Annotated in this window: 15 protein-coding genes and 1 pseudogene; 13 read left to right on the top strand and 3 right to left on the bottom strand. The window is 63.3% G+C overall.

Annotated features, from left to right (window positions below):
- Positions 1–59: 59 nt before the first annotated feature.
- Both IEX53_RS00425 and IEX53_RS00420 read right to left on the bottom strand, forming a co-directional pair.
- A complete protein-coding gene (locus IEX53_RS00425) occupies positions 60–719 on the bottom strand; it encodes a dihydrofolate reductase family protein (protein ID WP_188820361.1) in 660 nt (219 codons plus the stop codon).
- A 91-nt stretch (positions 720–810) separates the two neighbouring features.
- A complete protein-coding gene (locus IEX53_RS00420) occupies positions 811–1,719 on the bottom strand; it encodes a LysR family transcriptional regulator (protein ID WP_188820359.1) in 909 nt (302 codons plus the stop codon).
- A 93-nt stretch (positions 1,720–1,812) separates the two neighbouring features.
- On the opposite strand from IEX53_RS00420, the gene IEX53_RS00415 reads away from it, so the two are divergent.
- The 13 genes and pseudogenes from IEX53_RS00415 to cydX all read left to right on the top strand — a co-directional run bounded on the left by IEX53_RS00415 (position 1,813) and on the right by cydX (position 17,018).
- Positions 1,813–2,682, top strand: a complete 870-nt coding sequence (locus IEX53_RS00415; protein ID WP_188820356.1) for an aldo/keto reductase family oxidoreductase — start codon at positions 1,813–1,815, stop codon at positions 2,680–2,682.
- Between the two features lie 377 nt (positions 2,683–3,059).
- Positions 3,060–5,975 (top strand): monovalent cation/H+ antiporter subunit A, encoded by a 2,916-nt coding sequence (locus IEX53_RS00410; protein WP_188820354.1) that lies wholly within the window; start codon positions 3,060–3,062, stop codon positions 5,973–5,975.
- A complete protein-coding gene (locus IEX53_RS00405) occupies positions 5,975–6,316 on the top strand; it encodes a Na+/H+ antiporter subunit C (RefSeq protein WP_188820352.1) in 342 nt (113 codons plus the stop codon). Before IEX53_RS00410 ends, IEX53_RS00405 begins: the two co-directional genes overlap by 1 nt.
- Positions 6,313–7,920: a monovalent cation/H+ antiporter subunit D gene (locus tag IEX53_RS00400; RefSeq protein WP_188820350.1), complete on the top strand. Its 1,608-nt coding sequence runs from the start codon at positions 6,313–6,315 to the stop codon at positions 7,918–7,920. Before IEX53_RS00405 ends, IEX53_RS00400 begins: the two co-directional genes overlap by 4 nt.
- Complete coding sequence (locus IEX53_RS00395) at positions 7,917–8,411, top strand: Na+/H+ antiporter subunit E (protein ID WP_188820348.1); 495 nt, start codon at positions 7,917–7,919, stop codon at positions 8,409–8,411. The genes IEX53_RS00400 and IEX53_RS00395 overlap by 4 nt, the downstream gene beginning before the upstream one ends.
- Positions 8,408–8,689, top strand: a complete 282-nt coding sequence (locus IEX53_RS00390; protein ID WP_188820346.1) for a K+/H+ antiporter subunit F — start codon at positions 8,408–8,410, stop codon at positions 8,687–8,689. Before IEX53_RS00395 ends, IEX53_RS00390 begins: the two co-directional genes overlap by 4 nt.
- Positions 8,686–9,030 carry a monovalent cation/H(+) antiporter subunit G gene (mnhG, locus tag IEX53_RS00385; protein ID WP_188820344.1) on the top strand — a complete coding sequence of 115 codons (345 nt, stop codon included), beginning with the start codon at positions 8,686–8,688 and terminating at the stop codon, positions 9,028–9,030. The genes IEX53_RS00390 and mnhG overlap by 4 nt, the downstream gene beginning before the upstream one ends.
- Before the next feature lie 483 nt (positions 9,031–9,513).
- Positions 9,514–10,098, top strand: a complete 585-nt coding sequence (locus tag IEX53_RS00380) for a GbsR/MarR family transcriptional regulator (RefSeq protein WP_188820342.1) — start codon at positions 9,514–9,516, stop codon at positions 10,096–10,098.
- 167 nt (positions 10,099–10,265) lie between these two features.
- Positions 10,266–12,044, top strand: a complete 1,779-nt coding sequence (gene cydD / locus IEX53_RS00375; RefSeq protein WP_236015991.1) for a thiol reductant ABC exporter subunit CydD — start codon at positions 10,266–10,268, stop codon at positions 12,042–12,044.
- Between the two features lie 3 nt (positions 12,045–12,047).
- Positions 12,048–13,767 (top strand): annotated as a pseudogene (locus IEX53_RS00370) (amino acid ABC transporter ATP-binding/permease protein); the annotation flags it as partial.
- A 249-nt stretch (positions 13,768–14,016) separates the two neighbouring features.
- A complete protein-coding gene (locus tag IEX53_RS00365; protein ID WP_188820335.1) occupies positions 14,017–15,597 on the top strand; it encodes a cytochrome ubiquinol oxidase subunit I in 1,581 nt (526 codons plus the stop codon).
- Between the two features lie 64 nt (positions 15,598–15,661).
- The gene (cydB, locus tag IEX53_RS00360) at positions 15,662–16,816 is read left to right on the top strand and encodes a cytochrome d ubiquinol oxidase subunit II (RefSeq protein ID WP_188820333.1); all 1,155 of its coding nucleotides are present in this window, start codon (positions 15,662–15,664) and stop codon (positions 16,814–16,816) included.
- A gap of 94 nt (positions 16,817–16,910) precedes the next feature.
- The gene (gene cydX, locus IEX53_RS00355) at positions 16,911–17,018 is read left to right on the top strand and encodes a cytochrome bd-I oxidase subunit CydX (protein WP_188820331.1); all 108 of its coding nucleotides are present in this window, start codon (positions 16,911–16,913) and stop codon (positions 17,016–17,018) included.
- Between the two features lie 240 nt (positions 17,019–17,258).
- Here cydX and IEX53_RS00350 read toward each other — a convergent pair whose 3' ends face one another.
- The gene (locus tag IEX53_RS00350; protein ID WP_188820329.1) at positions 17,259–17,810 is read right to left on the bottom strand and encodes an invasion associated locus B family protein; all 552 of its coding nucleotides are present in this window, start codon (positions 17,808–17,810) and stop codon (positions 17,259–17,261) included.
- Positions 17,811–17,903: the final 93 nt, after the last annotated feature.

Below are 17,903 nucleotides of genomic sequence, written 5' to 3'. Positions count from 1 at the left end.
TGTCAGTTTTACAACATTCTAAGGGGCCGGAAGCGAATAGATGGCGCAAGCTTCGTTGCTCAGGTCAAATTCTTCCGTCTCTCCAACTCCGCCGCGGTCGGCGTTTCGAACTCGAACGAGCCGGTGACGATCTCGCCGCCGCGGACATATTTGTTGATGGTGACGCCATTGTCGGAGGTCTTGGAGCTCACGAGCTTCCAGCCATGAGGGAAGGAGCCGTCACCGAACAGGCGCTTGCCCTTGCCGAGAATGAGCGGAAAGATCGAGACATTGATCTCGTCGACCAGATTATATTCGAAAAGCGTCTTGAGGAAGTCGGTCGAGCCCTGCGTCAGCAAGTCCGGACCATCCCCATCCCTAAGCGCCTTTACCCCGGCCACGGCATCAGGCTTAAGCACATGGCTGTTCTGCCAGTCGAGTTTCAAACCCGGATTGCGGGAGGCGACATATTTGTTGATGCGGTCGAACATCGACCCGATGGGATCGCCGGGAGGCGCGTAAGGCCAATGCGCGGCGAAGATGTCATAGGTCTTTCGGCCCAGGAGCAGGTCGAAGGGCTTCGAGAACATCTCGCCCACCATTTCCTCAAGCGTCTTGTCGAAATAATGCGGCACCCAGCCGCCGAACCTGAAATCTCCCGTCGGGTCTTCCTCAGGCCCGCCCGGCGCCTGCATCACCCCGTCGAGGCTGGTCATCGCGCCTACGATGATCTTCCGCATTTCCGTTCTCCTTGGGTAAAGACATGATCATTACTTTCGTAGCATGGCTGAATAGAGCTTCGCGACGGTCTATCCGGAAGTGAGACGATTTTTATCGGGAAAAATTCTGCGTCTTGATGAAATCGACAAACGCCCGCAGCGGCGCGGGCACGAAGCGCCGTCCGGGATAATAGAGGAACGGCCCGGAGAAGCGCTGCCACCACGGCTCCAGAACCGGTTCGAGAGCGCCCTTGTCGAAATAAGGCTGGAGCCAGTCCTCGAACAGCCCGACAATGCCGAGACCCGCGACCGCCGCATCCACGGCCAGATCGATGCCGCCGCTTGCCTGCACGATGAGCGGCCCCGGCGGGTCGACCCGCACGATCTCGCCGTCGCGCTCGAATTCCCAGGGCGGCATCGCGCCGCTGGGAAAACGATGGCGCAGGCAGGCGTGATCGAGCAGGTCGCGCGGGTGTTCCGGACGGCCCCGTGCGTCGAGATAGGCAGGGGAGGCGGCTGCCCCATAGCGCTGGACGCGCGGCCCGATGGGCACGGCGATCATGTCCTGCTCCAGCTGCTCCTCATAGCGAATGCCCGCATCGCATCCGGCGGCGAGCACATCGACGAAACTCTCCTCGGTCACGACTTCCAGCCGGATATCCGGATAGGCCGCAAGGAATGGCGGGACGATCCGTGGCAGCACCAGCCGCGCCGCGCTCACCGGCACGTTGAGGCGCAGCACGCCCGTGGGACGCTCGCGATAGCGGTTCACCACGTCGAGCGCCGCTTCCACCTCGGTGAGGGCAGGGGAGAGCCGCTCCATCAGGCCTTGGCCCGCCTCGGTCAGCACCACGCTGCGCGTCGTCCGGTTGAAGAGCCGCACGCCCAGCTTCGCCTCCAGCCGCCGGATCGCTTCGGAGAGACCGGAGGGGCTCATGCCGCTCACCCGCGCGCCGTCGCGGAAGCCACCGGCTCGCGCCACCGCCAGGAAGGCATTTAAATCTCCGAGGTCGATTGCCATTGTTCGTTTCTCCGCACAACCTGTGCCGATTGTACTGGATTATCAGCGGATCGAACAGGGCTTATCTCCATGCTGTCACAAGAGGAGATACCCATGACCGATATCACCAGAGCAGGCACCTTCAAGCTCGGCAACCGCACCGTGAAGCGCCTCGGCTATGGCGCCATGCAGCTCGCCGGACCCAGTGTGTTCGGCCCGCCCAAGGACCGCGACGCTGCGATCAAGGTGCTGCGCGAGGCGGTGGAAAGCGGCGTCAACCATATCGACACCAGCGATTTCTATGGCCCCCACGTCACCAACCAGCTGATCCGCGAGGCGCTGCATCCCTATCCGGACGATCTGGTCATCGTCACCAAGATCGGCGCGCGGCGCGGGGATGACGCCTCTTGGCTGCCGGCCTATGCGCCGGAGGAACTGACGCAGGCCGTCCATGACAATCTGCGCAATCTCGGGCTCGATGTGCTTGAAATCGTCAACCTCCGCATCATGTTCGACGCGCACGGCCCTGCCGAAGGGTCGATTGAGGCGCCGCTAACCGTGCTCGCCGACCTCCAGCGTCAGGGGCTGGTGCGCCATATCGGCCTCAGCAATGTCACGCCCACGCAATTGGCCGAAGGCCGCCGCATCTGCGAGATCGTCTGCGTGCAGAACATGTACAATTTGGCGCATCGCGGCGACGACGCTTTCATCGACGATCTCGCCCGTGACGGCATCGCCTATGTGCCCTTCTTCCCGCTCGGCGGCTTCAGCCCGCTGCAATCGTCCACCCTGTCCGATGTGGCGGCCCGTCTTGGCGCGACGCCGATGCAGGTGGCGCTCGCCTGGCTGCTCCGCCGCGCGCCGAACATCCTGCTCATCCCCGGCACTTCGTCCGTCGCCCATCTGCGCGAGAACCTTGCCGCCGCCGAGCTGGATCTCGACGCCGATGTGCTGGCGGAACTGGAGGGCGTGGCGGGGAAATAATTCCCGGAAAATTGCGGTGACCAGACATCGGCGGGACAGCCTCTGTCCCGCCGATATTTTTTTGCGCGCTGCAGCGACTGAGACGATTCAGCGCAGCCAGCGAGATCGGAGGGAGCCTTTCGGCGCATCAGGCGTTGAAGAGCGCTTGGGATGATGACAGCTGCCGGGCTGATGGTCGGGAAAAACCTTCGGATAGCGATCGGTCGAGTGTCAGTAGAGTAAGTTGACCCGTTCGCATAAATAATCTGGAGAGGGTAAAATGAAAAACTCCATGGAAGTAAGATTTTCTGCCGTTGTTTACTGCGGTGTAGGCTGTTGAAAACTATACTATGCCTTGAGATTTCGTGGTCTGTGCTTAAGGGAAGGTATGGCGGCGGATGGTGAGTAATGGCGTCCTGCTGCTTCTGCTTGTAATCACCCCTTTCGCGGGCAGCATTATCATCGCCTTCTTCCGGCGGAGCGATCATAATGGCGAGGCTTTCTTCGCCGGAGCGGTTGCGCTTGCCGGTTTGATCCTCACCCTCGTGCTTTATCCGGGTGTCAGCGGCGGTGGCATCGTGCGAGGAGGATTCTCCTGGCTTCCTGACTATGGGCTGGATTTCCTCCTGCGCATGGACGGCTTTGCCTGGATGTTCGCCGTCCTGGTGACGGGCATCGGGCTGCTCGTCATCATCTATGCGCGCTATTACATGTCGCCCGCCGATCCCGTGCCGCGCTTCTTCTCCTATTTCCTCGCTTTCATGGGCGCCATGCTAGGCTTGGTGCTGTCAGGAAATCTGGTCCTGTTGGTCATCTTCTGGGAGTTGACGAGCATCTTTTCCTTCCTGCTCATCGGCTATTGGTACCAGAATGCCGGGGCGCGGGAAGGCGCGCGCATGGCATTGACAATCACCGGCGCGGGCGGTGCCTCGCTCTTCTTCGGGGTCTTGCTTCTTGGCCATATCGTCGGGAGTTACGATCTCGACCGGGTGCTGGCTTCCGGCGAGATTATCCGCGAAAGCCCGTTTTTCCTGCCCGCCATGCTGTTGATCGTGCTGGGCGCGCTCACCAAAAGCGCGCAGTTCCCTTTCCATTTCTGGCTGCCCAACGCCATGTCGGCGCCAACGCCCGTCTCGGCCTATCTCCATTCGGCGACCATGGTGGGCGCCGGCGTGTTCCTTCTGACGCAGTTGTGGCCGATTTTCGCCGGTACGCCCGAATGGTTCTGGGTTCTGGGCATATCCGGCCTTGCATCGCTCGTCCTCGGCTCCTGGTTCGCGCTGTTCCAGCAGGATCTCAAAGGGCTGCTCGCCTATTCGACGATCAGCCATCTGGGCCTCATTACGCTGCTCTTGAGCCTCGGGAGCCAACTTGCCGCCGTCGCCGCTGTCTTCCACATCATCAACCATGCCACGTTCAAGGCGTCGCTGTTCATGGCTGCCGGCATCATCGACCATGAGACCGGCACGCGCGACATGCGCCGCCTGCGCGGGCTGTTCCGCTACATGCCCATCACGGCGACGCTCGCCATGGTGGCGAGCGCGGCGATGGCCGGTGTGCCGCTTCTCAACGGCTTCATTTCCAAGGAGATGTTTTTCGCCGAAACGGTCGCGCTCCACCGCGACAACATGCTCGACGCCGCCGAGCCTTATTTCGCGGTGATTGCCGGCATCTTCACCGTCGCCTATTCGACCCGCTTCATCCATGGCGTCTTCTTCGGCCCGCCGCCGGACGATCTGCCCCGGGCGCCGCACGAGCCGCCGCACTGGATGTATATTCCGATCGCTTTCCTGGTGCTCGCCTGCCTTGTCATCGGCATCGTGCCCGGCGTCTCGGTCGGTTCCTATCTGCGCACCGCCGCCATAGGCGTGCTGGGTGCCGAAACGCCGCGGTTCAGCCTCGCCGTCTGGCATGGCTTCAACCTGCCGCTGCTGATGAGCGCGATTGCGCTGGCGGGCGGAGTGACGCTCTATTTCTTCCTCGCGAAATATCTGGCGACGAGCGAGGACGGCCCTCCCTGGTTCCGCCACATCAGGGCGAAGGGCATTTTCGAACGCGCCCTCGCGACGCTGTTCTGGCGCTGGCCGCGCATTGCCAGATATTGGCTCAGCACCCGCCGCCTCCAGCCGCAATTGCGCATTCTGGTTGTTGCGGCGCTCGTCGCTGGGGCCTTGCCCTTCTATCAGGCAGGCGCGTATGCCGGCCTGGCGCCCAGGCTTCCCATCGATCCGGTCTTTGCCTGGTTATGGATATTGGGCGGCATCTGCGCCGTCGGAGCAGCGGCCAACGCCACCTTCCATCGGCTGACCGCGCTGGCCATGCTCGGGGGAGCGGGACTCGTCACCTGTGTCACCTTCGCATGGGCCTCCGCGCCCGATCTCGCCATGACCCAGCTTCTGGTCGAGATCGTTACCATGGTGCTCATCCTCCTCGGCTTGCGCTGGCTGCCCAAGCGCCCGGCTGGAGAGGAAATGATGCCGGTCGAGACCGGCCCGCGTCTCCGGCGCCATCGCGATTTTCTGATCGCCGCGGCGGGGGGAGGCGGCATGGCCTTTCTCGCCTATGCGATCATGACCCGGCCTGTGACGAGCAATATCGGCGATTACTTCATCGAGCACGCCTATACCGAAGGCGGCGGAAGGAACATCGTCAATGTCATCCTGGTCGATTTCCGCGGCTTCGACACTTTCGGCGAGATCGCGGTGCTGGGCGTGGTGGCCTTGAGCGTCTTCGCGCTCTTGCGCCGCTTCCGCCCCGCGCCGGAAAGCATCGCCGCGCCCCGCCAGCAATATATCCAGAACGCCGACGATCAGATGAAGGCGGGTCGCCAGGCCGGCGATACGCTTGCCGATTATCTCGCCGTCCCGTCGGTCATCATGCAATGGCTTTTTCCGGTCATCATCGTCTTCGCGGTTTACCTGTTCCTGCGCGGCCATGACCTGCCGGGCGGCGGCTTCGCCGCGGGCGTCGCGCTGGCGGCGGGCTTCATCCTGCAATATATGGCGGCGGGCATCCGCGTGGCCGAAAGCCGCTTGCGCATCCTGCCGCTGCGCTGGATCGCGCTGGGCCTGCTCATCGCCGCATTCACCGGCATGGGCTCCTGGGTCTTCGGCTATCCGTTCCTGACCGAGTATATCCATTATCCAGTGCTGCCGCTGGTGGGCGAAATCCCGGTGACGAGCGCGCTCCTGTTCGATCTGGGCGTGTTCCTGCTGGTCGTCGGCGCCACGGTGCTGGTGCTGGTCGCGCTTGCGCACCAGTCGGTGCGCAGCCACCGCGCCGCGCGTTCCGCCGCGCCGAGGAGGAAGCGCTGATGGAACTGATCCTCGCCCTTGCCATAGGACTGTTGATCGGGTCGGGCATCTGGCTGCTGTTGCGTCCGCGCACCTTCCAGCTCGTCGTCGGCCTGTCGCTCATTTCCTATGGTGTCAATCTTTTCATCTTCGCCATGGGGCGCCTCAAACTGGGCGCTCCGCCTGTGCTGCAAAAATCAGGCCCCGGCGATCCCGCACTTTACGGCGATCCGGTGCCACAGGCCCTCGTGCTGACGGCCATCGTCATCGGCTTCGCCATGACGGCGCTTTTCCTCGTTGTCCTGCTCGCTTCGCGCGGGCTGACGGGCACCGACCATGTCGATGGCAGGGAGCAGAAATGACGGCCTCCTGGCTTCACCATCTCATCGTCGTGCCGGTCGTGCTGCCGCTGGTGACCGGCGCGCTGATGCTCCTCTTCGACGAGCGCCGCCACGGGCTGAAGGCGGCGATCAGCCTTGCCTCAGCGACCCTTCTGCTCGGCGTTGCGGTAACGCTGATGGTCATGGCGGGGCGAAATGGCCTGGGGGCCAGCGTCTATCGTCTGGGCGACTATTCAGCGCCCTTCGGCATTGTATTGGCGCTCGACCGGCTCTCGGCGCTGATGCTGGTGCTGACGGCCGTTCTCGCCGTCGCGTCACTCGTCTATGCCCTGGCATGCTGGCAGCAGGGAGGGCCGCATTTCCATACCCTCTTCCAGCTTCTGCTGATGGGGCTGAACGGCGCGTTCCTGACCGGCGATCTCTTCAATCTTTTCGTATTCTTCGAGCTGACGCTGGCGGCCTCCTACGGCCTCGCCCTGCACGGCTCCGGCGTCAGGCGCGTCAAGGCGGGCCTGCGTTATATCGTCTTCAACCTCGCCGCATCCGCTCTGTTCCTTATCGGCGTGAGCCTGCTTTACGGCGTGACCGGCACGCTCAACATGGCGGATCTGGCAACGCGCATCCCGCTGGTGTCACCCGGCGACCGGGTGTTCGTCGAGGCGGGCGCGGCGATCCTCGGCCTCGTCTTTCTGGTCAAGGCGGGCATGTGGCCGCTCGGCTTCTGGCTGACACCGGCCTATGCCGCCGCCGCAGCGCCCGTGGCGGCGATGTTCGCCATCCTTAGCAAGGTCGGCATTTATGCCATCCTCAGGCTGTCGCACCTGTTCTTCGGCACGGGTGTGCTGGCCGGTTTCGGCGATCAATGGCTTATCGCGGGCGGCATGGCGACGATCGTCTTCGGTGTCCTCGGCGTGCTGGGATCGCGGGCGATCGGCCGCATCGCAAGCTTCGGCGTGCTCATCTCGTCCGGCACGCTCATCGCCGCCATCGGCGTCGGCGGGGTGCCGACGGTCGCGGCCCTCCTGTTCTACATGCTCTCAACCACATTGGGCATCGCCGCGCTCTTTCTGCTGGCGGAGCTCATCGAGCGCGGCCGCGATACGGTCGCCAATGTTCTCACCCTGATGATGGACTTTGACGATGAGGACGAGGAAGAAGAGGAGGAGGTCGGCCTTACCATTCCGGCGACGCCGGCGATTCTCAGCGTCTGCTTCATCATCTGCACGATCGTGCTGATCGGGCTGCCGCCCTTTTCCGGCTTTATCGCCAAATTCATGCTGATCTCCTCCATCCTCAATCCTGGGGGGCTCGGCCATCCCGAGCCGATAGCGGCAATGCACTGGGCTCTGGTCCTGCTGATGGGTTCTGCCGGTCTGGGAGGCCTCATCTCCCTGACAGGCATCGGCATCCGCAATTTCTGGACGCCGCTGGAGCGCAGCGTGCCGCCCGTGAGGCTCGTCGAGATCGCGCCCGTCATCGGGCTGCTCCTGCTCTGTCTGGGGCTGGTGGTGGGTGCCGCGCCGGTCATGCGCTATCTGCAGGCGACGGCGCAATCGCTGAACGCGCCCCAGGATTATATCCGCAGCGTTCTTGCCGCGCCGCACGTGGAGGAGAAAAGCCGATGACGCCCATCCTGCCATATCCGCTGCTCGCCCTGTCGCTGTTCGTCATGTGGCTGCTGCTGAACGGCGTTTCCACCGGCGACATGCTGCTCGGCGCCATCATCGCCATTTTCGCCTCATGGACCATGCGGGTGCTGGAGCCGTCGAAGCCGCATGTCCGGCGCTGGCGCCTTGCCCCGGTCCTTTTCGCCCGTGTCTTCATGGACGGCATAAGCTCGAACATCGATGCCGCTCGTCTCATTCTGACGCCGGGAAGGACGCCAAGATCCGCCTTCATGCGCGTTCCCCTTGCCCTGCGCGATCCCACCGGGCTCGCCGTCCTGTCCGTCATTCTCAACGCCATGCCGGGCACGGCATGGGTCGGCTACAGCGCGCGAAGCGGAGAACTGCTCGTCCATGTGCTCGACATGGAGGACGAGCGATATTGGCGCGATCTGATCCAGGAGCGCTATGAGCGTCCGCTCCGCGACATGTTCGAGGAGACAGACGAATGAGCGCTGCCATTCTCTCCTGGTCGCTTCTGGCGGCGCAGATGATGCTGGTCGCCGCGATGGCGCTCGCGCTCATCCGGCTCTTCATCGGGCCGCGCGCGGCGGACCGTGTCCTCGCCATGGACGCCTTCTATATCGGGGCCATGCTTCTGCTCGTCACGCTCGGCATCAGGACGGGCAGCACGCTCTTTTTCGAGGCGGCGCTGATCATCAGCCTCCTGAGTTTCGTCTCCACGCTGGCGCTCGCCAAATTCCTCATGCGCGGGGAGGTGATCGAATGACGGGCGCGGATCTTCCCCTCTGGGCGGCGCTGCTGGCGGCGTTCCTCCTGCTCATGGGCGCGGCCATCACGTTGGTCGGCGCGATCGGCCTTCTCCGTTTCAAGACGTTCTACGACCGCCTTCACGCCCCGGCCATGGGGGCAAGCTGGGGCGCAAGCTGCATCCTGCTTGCTTCGATCGTCTTTTTCTCGGTGCGCGATGGCGGGCTTGTCCTGCATGACGTGCTGATCGGTTTCTTCATCATGGTCACCACCCCCGTCGCCCTGATGCTGCTCACCCGCGCGGCTCTATACCGCAATCCGCCAAAAGACGGCCTCCCGAAAAGCCGCAAGAGACGCTGATGGCGCCCCCTTGCGCTGCCCAAGCTGGTTTGCCGATCGCACGAGTATCTGTCAGAACCAGCTTGAAACAGCGCCCCTCTCGCCGTCATTCTCGGGCTTGTCCCGAGAATCTGCCGTGGCTTAATCTGTCAGGACGGTAATCGCTTATTCTTTTTCTTATGGCAGATCCTCGGGACACGCCCGAGGATGACGGCAGGACTCCGCGCCTTTTCTTCACAGCGTGTCAGTTGAACTCTGACAGACTCTATTTCCTCGTCTGCCGATCGTGAACACCCGTGATTTGGCAGGGTGTGGCGGCGAGGCTATGCCCATTTGAGGAAATTCCGGGAGGAGGGATGCCACGCATCTGCGCTTGGCTACAAAACACCCCTTATGCGGCGAAACGTCCCGGATAGCCCTGAAATTTTTGCAAATTGCTTGCTATCGCGCAAATTCGGGCTTATTGAGATTTCAGAAATTACTGAAACTTCGGAAGAGAGTGTCATGGACCTTCCCCCCATCGTTCAGTCCTTCGTGCTGCATTTCGGTGAAATGGGCAGTCGGTGGGGCATCAACCGCACGGTCGGGCAGATCTATGCGCTGCTTTATGTTTCGCCCGAGCCGCTCTGCGCCGACCAGATCGTCGATGCGCTGGGCGTCTCGCGTTCCAACGTCTCCATGGGGCTGCGGGAGTTGCAGGGCTGGAACCTCGTGGTGCTGAAGCATCTGCCGAACGACCGGCGCGATTTCTTCACCACCCCCGACGATGTCTGGCAAATCCTGCGCACCTTGGCCGAGGAGCGCAAGAAGCGCGAGATCGACCCGACCATGACGGTGCTGCGCGAAATCCTGATGCAGCGGCCCGCCAGTGAGACCGAGCAATACGCGCAGAGCCGGATGCAGGACATGTACGGGCTCATCGAGCAACTGACCAACTGGTATGACGACGTGAAGCAGCTCGACACCGACCGGCTCGCGACCCTGCTGGCGCTGGGCGCGAAGGTGACACGCTTCCTGGAGGCGAAGGACCGCATCGTCTCCTTCGGCAAGAGCCGCCAGTCCCGCAAGAAGGACGGTGAAAGCGCGTGACCATTGCTGTCTCCAACGAATTCGTGGCCGCCCCCGAGGCTGCCGCCGAAACCCGCGCGACTGAAGCAGTCCGGGTGAAAGCCGTAGCCTTACCGGAATCGTCTCCCACAGGCATGGCCCCGAAAAGTGCGAAGCGGTTTTCGGACAAGGTCCATGCCCAGCCAAGAATGAAAGTCGGAGCAGGTGCAGTGCTGCAAACCGGCGCTGCCCTGCTCTGGCTGCCGCAGGCGGGGTTGCTGGCCTATGCGCTGGGGCTGGTGATGAAGGGCGGCGCGCTCACGCAGGTGGCTTGGATCGCCATCGCCGTGCTTATGCTTGGCATCATCCGCGCGGCGCTCGACGCCGCCGGCAGCCGCATTGCCTTCAAAGCCGCGAGGGCGACGCTTGCGGTGCTGCGCGAGCGCGCGGTTTGCGCCCTCATGCGCCGCTCGCCGCTTGATAACAGCCGTCCCGCCTCGGGCCTTGCTGCCAGCGTCATCGCCGAACAGGCCGAGGCGGTCATTCCCTATCTCTCGCGCTTCCAGCCGGTGCGGCAGCGGGTGAGCGTCGTGCCGCTTGTTATTCTTGCGGTTGTCCTGTGGTTTTCCTGGGTGGCGGCGCTCATCCTTCTTGTTGCCGCGCCATTGATACCGGTCTTCATGGCCCTGATCGGCTGGCGCGCAAAAGCCGCGAGCGAGGCGCAACTGGCGGAGCTTGGCGGCATGAACGGCTTTCTGCTCGACCGCCTGCGCGGGCTTTCCACCATCCGCGCCTTCGACGCCGTCGACCTGACCGCCCACCGCCTGCGGAACAACGCGGAAAGTCTGCGCCGGCGCACCATGGTCGTGCTGCGCATCGCCTTTCTGTCGTCGGCGGTGCTTGAGCTTTTCTCCGCGCTCGGCGTCGCCATGGTCGCGGTCTATACCGGCTTTCACCTTCTCGGCCAGCTCGATTTCGGCGCCTGGGGCGGCAAGCTGACGCTGCCGGAAAGCTTCTTCATCCTGCTCCTCGCCCCCGCCTTCTTCGAACCCCTGCGCGATCTCTCCGCTGTCTGGCACGACCGAGCCTCGGGCGAGGCGGCGATAAAAGCGCTTGAGGTGCTGGGGGGGGAGGGGGCGGCCATGGTGAGCGACGCAGCACAATTTTGCCCCTCACCCTTACCCTCTCCCCGTAAAGAACGGGGAGAGGGGGGCGTCAACGTCGCGTCTTCGTCCTTTTTCCCCTGCACCCGGCAGAAGAACGAGACGGAAACGTCCGTGTCCCCCTCTCCCCGCGCGCGGGGAGAGGGTAAGGGTGAGGGGCAACCTGCTAGAGTGAGTGAGGGGCAAGCTGCCCTCCACCTCACCAACCTCCGCTTCCGCCACGCCGGCAGCGACACCCCTCTGTTCGACAATTTTAACCTCACCGTCTCCCCCGGCGAACATGTCGCCCTCTGGGGGCCGAGCGGCTGCGGCAAGTCCACCTTGCTGGCGCTGATGGGGGGGCTTGTGATCCCGGAAGAGGGGAATATCACCCTCTGCGGCCCCCCCTTTCTCCCCGAAACGGCGGCGGATATCCGCGCCCGCATGGCCTGGGTGGGACAGAAGCCGCATATCTTCGCGGGTTCCGCTGAGGCCAATATCACCCTCGGACGCGACGGCGGCGAGGCTGAAATCGAAGCGGCGCTGGAAGCGGCAAACCTCACCGATGTTATCAGGAACCGCGCGGCGCTGGGCGAAAGCGGCATCGGCCTTTCCGGTGGCGAGGCGCTGCGCCTGTCGCTCGCCCGTGCCGCCTTCAACACTGAGGCCGCGATCATCCTCGCCGATGAGCCGACCGCCCATCTCGATCACCAGACAGCCTTGAAGGTCATGGACAGCCTGCTCGCGCTGGCCAAGGGAAAAACGCTTGTTGTCGCGACCCATGACCCGGCCCTTGCCCTGCGCATGGACCGGCTCGTCAGGCTGGACGCCGGAAGGAGGGCCTGAGCCATGAACACCATCCGCCATCTTCGCCCGGTTCTCTCCCTTTTCTCATGCGAGCGGCGCGGCATGATGCTATCAGGCATGGTCCTCGCTGCAAGCACGGTTTTGGCCGGTATCGCGCTATTGGGGCTTTCCGGCTGGTTCATCACCGCCACGGCGATTGCCGGAATGTCCGCCGCTACCGCCTTCGCCTTCGATGTCTTCGCGCCCGCCGCCGGCATTCGCTTCCTCGCGCTCGCCCGCACCGGCGCGCGTTATGGCGAGCGGCTCGTCACCCATGACGCTACGCTCGCGGTGCTCGCTGCTCTACGGGAAAGGCTCTTCCGCGCCTGGGCCGCCCCCGGCGCCGCGCATGACCTCCTGATGCGCCCCGCGCGGCTTCTCTTTCGCTTGACCGCCGATATCGACGCACTGGATTCGCTCTACCTGCGGGTATTGGTGCCTGCCGGAGCCGCACTTGCCACGGCGCTGGCCGCGGGCATCGCGTTCTTCTTCATGTCGGCGCTAGCAGGTGTCGCCATCGCCGCGCTGCTGCTCCTCGTAGGGCTCGGCCTTCCAGTAATAGCCGCGATTTCAGCCCAAAAGCCGATGCGCCGCCGCGCCAAGGCGGTGGAAGCCCTGCGCGCCCGCGCCATCGATCTCGTCGCCGGGCAGACCGAACTCGTCATGGCCGGACGTCTCGCCGCCAAGGCGGAAGCCATCGCCTATGCCGACCGCCGTCTCAGCGAAGCCGATGACAGTCTCAACCGGATCGACACGCGGGTTTCCTTCGGCTTCGGCCTCGCGGGCGCGCTGCTGCTTTCAGGCACGCTCGTCGCCATGGCCGTGCTTGCCGACAAGGGAACCATCGGCGCGCCGGTCGCCGCACTCGGCCTGCTCGTCGCGCTCGGTGCGATGGAGCCCTTCGCCGCCCTGCGACGCGGCGCGATGGAACTCGGCCGCACCGCGCTCGCCGCGCAGAGGCTGGGGCCACGACTGACGGAAACGGAACACTCTTCCGCTTGCCTCTCACCCTTACCCTCTGCCCGCATGCGGGGAGAGGGGGGCCTTGATGTCGCCGCCTCATCTTGCAGCGCTGAGGGTGCAGGCAAAAGCGGCAACGCGGATGCCCCCCTCTCCCCGTCCTTACGGGGAGAGGGTAAGGGTGAGGGGCAATCCGAAGCGCCCGCCGCCCGCCTCATCTCCGTCACCGCCTACCATCACGGCGCGGAGAAACCGGTGCTCCAAGGCGTCTCTCTCGACATCCTACAGGGTGAAAAGCTCGCTCTGGTCGGCGCGAGCGGCGCAGGAAAGTCCACGCTGCTGGCCATACTGTCAGGCGAGATCGCGCCTCTGTCAGGCACGGTGGCCGCGCTGCCGGCGACTCTCGTTACCCAGCGCACCGAGCTTTTCCAGGACAGTGTGCGGGAGAACCTCCTGCTCGCCAACCCCGCCGCCGATGACGCCGCGCTATGGGCGGCGCTCGATGATGCCGGGCTTGCCGAAACCATCAGGGCGCTGCCCCATGGCCTCGACAACCGGTTGGGGGAGGGCGGAATGGGCCTCTCCGGCGGACAGTCGCGCCGTCTGGCGCTTGCCCGGCTGTTCCTGCGCGATACGCCGCTCTGGCTCCTCGACGAGCCGACCGAGGGGCTGGACGCTGCGACGGCGAAGGATGTGCTCACCCGTCTCGCGGCAAAGGCACGGGGCAGGACTCTGCTCATCGCCACGCACAAGCGGCGCGAGGCGGAATGCGCCGACCGCATCGCCCTCGTGGAGGAGGGACGGATCGTCGCCATCGCCGATAAGGCCGATCCGGCTTTCGGGGCCATGATTTCCAGTTTGCGGGAGGATTGAACCGCAATTTCCGCGATGCCGGGTGCATGGCGGACAAGCAAGTCCCAAGGGCGGTTTTCCCGGGAAAAACAGGAACTGTTTTCCCAGCGGACTTGCGGATAAAGAAGAAAGGAGCGCCGGCCAGCCGGCGAAAAACCCGATGGAATTCGACATTGTCACGCTGTCGCGGCTGCAATTCGCGATAACAGCGCTCTATCACTTCATCTTCGTGCCGCTGACGCTGGGCCTTTCGGTGCTGCTGGCGATCATGGAGACGGTCTATGTCATGACGGGCCGCAAGGTCTGGCGCCAGATGACCAAGTTCTGGGGCACGCTCTTCGGCATCAATTTCGTCATGGGCGTGGCGACCGGCATCGTCATGGAATTCCAGTTCGGTATGAACTGGAGCTATTACAGCCATTATGTCGGCGACATCTTCGGCGCGCCGCTCGCCATCGAGGGGCTGATGGCCTTCTTCCTTGAGGCAACCTTCGTCGGCCTGTTTTTCTTCGGCTGGGACAGGCTCTCCAAGGTCGGCCACCTCGTCGCCACCTATTGCGTCGCCGCCGGGTCGAATTTCTCAGCCCTCTGGATCCTGATCGCCAATGGCTGGATGCAGAACCCGGTCGGCGCAGCCTTCAACCCGCAGACCATGCGCATGGAGATCACCGATTTCTTCGCCGTGGTGACCAATCCGGTGGCGCAGGCGAAGTTCGTCCATACCGTTTCGGCGGGCTATGTCGCGGCGTCGGTCTTCGTGCTGGGAGTCTCGGCCTGGTATCTCCTCAAGGGCAAGCATAGCGAGCTTGCCAAGCGTTCTATGACCGTCGCCGCCTCCTTCGGCCTTGCCGCCTCGCTTTCGGTAGTCGTGCTGGGCGACGAGAGCGGCTATCTCTCGACCGAGCACCAGAAGATGAAGCTCGCGGCCATCGAGGCGATGTGGAACACCGAGCCCGCGCCAGCCGCCTTCACCGCCTTCGGCTTCCCCGACCAGGAGAAACGCGAGACGCATTATGCCGTGCATATCCCATGGGTGATGGGCCTCATCGGCACCCGCTCGCTCGACACGCAGATCCCCGGCATCAACCAGCAGGTGGCCGCGGCCCGTGAGCATATCGTCAAGGGCATCGCCGCCTATGACGCGCTGCAGAAGATCCGCGCCGCGGGCGGCGACAAGGCCAATGTCTCGCCTGATATCCGCGACCAGTTCGAGAACAACGGCAAATGGCTCGGCTATGCGCTGCTGCTGAAGCGCTATGTCGATGACCCGCGCCTCGCCACTCCCGCCGATATCACCAAGGCCGCTAACGACACCGTGCCGCAGGTCTTCCCGCTGTTCTGGGCGTTCCGCATCATGGTCGGCATTGGCATGTTCCTGATCCTGCTGACGGGCACCTTCTTCGTCCTCTCGGCGCGCCGTTCGCTCGACCGTCACCCATGGCTGCTGCGCGTCGCGCTCTGGGCCATCCCGCTGCCGTGGATCGCCATCGAATGCGGCTGGTTCGTCGCGGAGTTCGGCCGCCAGCCCTGGATCATCGAAGGCGTGTTGCCGACGGCCGTGGCTGTCTCCGATCTTGGCGCGGCGAGCGTGCTGGCCACCATCGCGGGCTTCGTCGTCATCTATACCGTCCTTCTCATCATCGAGATGAGCCTGATGGTGAAGGCCATCAAGCACGGGCCCGAACCGGACGATGAGACCGAAGCGATCCTCGTTTCTCCCCATCTCGCGGTAAAGGCCTAGTCGCATGATCTTGTCCGAAAAGTCTGCAACTTTTCGGGATCATGCTGCGGCGGAGTAAAGTATTATGATATTAAGTGAACTCATCGACTATGGAACCCTGCGCCTCATCTGGTGGGTGCTTCTGGGCGTGCTCCTCATCGGCTTCGCGGTCATGGACGGCTTCGACCTCGGCGTCGGCATGCTCTTGCCCTTCGTCGGGAAAAGCGATGTCGAGCGCCGCGTCGTCATCAACACGGTCGGGCCGGTCTGGGAGGGCAATCAGGTCTGGCTGATCCTTGGCGGCGGCGCCATCTTCGCCGCATGGCCGCCGCTTTATGCGGTGTCCTTCTCGGGCTTCTACCTCGCCATGTTCCTGATCCTCGCCGCGCTGATCCTGCGGCCCGTTGGCTTCAAGTACCGCTCCAAGCGCGAGAGCATGGGCTGGCGCACCGGCTGGGACTGGGCCCTGTTCATCGGTGGCTTCGTGCCCTCGCTCATCTTCGGCGTCGCGGTTGGCAATGTGCTGCAGGGCGTGCCGTTCCGTTTCACCGAGGAAATGCGCATCATCTATGAGGGCAATCTTCTCGGCCTGCTCAACCCGTTCGCGCTGCTCTGCGGGCTTCTGTCAGTCACGATGCTCGCCATGCATGGCAGCGCCTGGCTGGCGCTGAAGACGAGCGGCGTGATCTCGGCCCGCGCAAGGCGGCTCGGCAGCATCGCCGCGCTGCTGACCATCGTGCTCTATGTCGCGGCGGGCGCTATCCTCTGGCAGCATATCGGTGGCTACCGCATCACCAGCGCCATCAATCCCGGCGGGCCGTCCGACCCGCTGTTGAAGAGCGTGGTGGCGGAGCATGGCGCATGGTTCACCAACTATGCGGCCTATCGCTGGCTGATGATCGCCCCGGCGCTGGGCGTGCTCGGCCCGCTCATGACCTTCTTCGCGCTGCGCAGCCGTGCGGAGATCCTGCCGCTCCTGACCGGCAAGCTCGGTATCTTCGGCATCATCTCGTCGGTGGGCGTCTCGATGTTCCCCTTCATCTTGCCCTCATCGATCGATCCAAGATCGAGCCTGACGGTATGGGATTCATCCTCCAGTCATGTGACGCTGTTCATCATGCTGGTGGTGACCGCAATCTTCCTGCCGCTGATCGTCGCCTATACCAGCTGGGTCTACCACGTGCTCTGGGGCAAGGTGGACGAGGCGGCTGTGACGGACAAGAAGAGCCATTCTTATTAGTGAGATAGGGAATAGTGAGTAGTGAGTAGTGAGATAGAAAACTACCTCACTACTCACTGATCACTATCTCACTGGATTATCAAGGAGACCAACTATGTGGTATTTTTCCTGGCTTCTCGGATTGCCCCTGGCGGTGGCTTTCGCCGTGCTCAACGCCATGTGGTACGAGCTGATGGACGATCAGGCGAAGAAGAGCGAATAGGGAAGTGGTAAATGGTGAATGGAAAAATAGCCATTCACCTAGAGCATTTCACATCTATACGGAGCCAACTGTGCGCCCTTCACCCCCGTGGTTCGAGGCTCGCTACGCTCACACCTCACCATGAGGGTGAAGGGTTGCAACGCCGTAGTAGCCCTCATCCTGAGGTGCGTAGTGAAGCGCAGCGGAACGAAGCCTCGAAGGGCGAGGGCGCTTGGCGATTCGATCAAAACATGAGTCGCTCTACGACGCCGCCAGCGCGGCCAGCCGGCTTGATGCGGCGGAGAAGCCCTTCAGCGAGATATTGCCGGTCACGTCCTTGCCGCCGTTGAAGGCGGTCATGCCGATGACAGCTTGCTTGCCTTTTGCCAGCGCGGCCAGCGCCTTGCCATCAAGCGAAAGCGGGGCGATGCAGCCCTGCGGCAGGCAGGTGCTGATACCGGCGCGGGCGAGGTCCGTCTCGTCTACCTTGACCTGCACGCCTCTGGAGAAATCCAGTCCGAAGGGCAGAACCAGCGTGGAGTTGGCGATGCCGGTCTTGGCATCGGGCGCACCCAGCGCGATCATCAGCACCATCTGCCCGGTCTTGCTGTCGACCTGCTGCTGTGTCATCTGGCAATTGCGCTTCTTGCCATCGGGCGCGGCCTGACAATTGACCATCCAGTCGCCGAAGGTTTCGGAAAGCGCGGTCGGAGCGGGCCCTTCGGCTTGCGCGGGCGCGGGCCTGGTGCCGGTCAGCACCAGCGCGGTCCCCGCCGCAGCCATGAGCGCCAGCACGGTCAGTCCGAAAGTCATGATTTTTTCACGTGGAGAGCGGGCGAGTATTGCCATGTCTTTTCTCGATCAAGGTTGATTCTTATTTAATTAAACCTATACCATATTGGTATA

This window comes from Paramesorhizobium endophyticum, assembly GCF_014640615.1.
Lineage (GTDB): Bacteria > Pseudomonadota > Alphaproteobacteria > Rhizobiales > Rhizobiaceae > Paramesorhizobium > Paramesorhizobium endophyticum.
The sequence above is the reverse complement of the archived record's forward strand: the minus strand, read 5'-3'. Positions and strand labels throughout refer to the sequence as shown.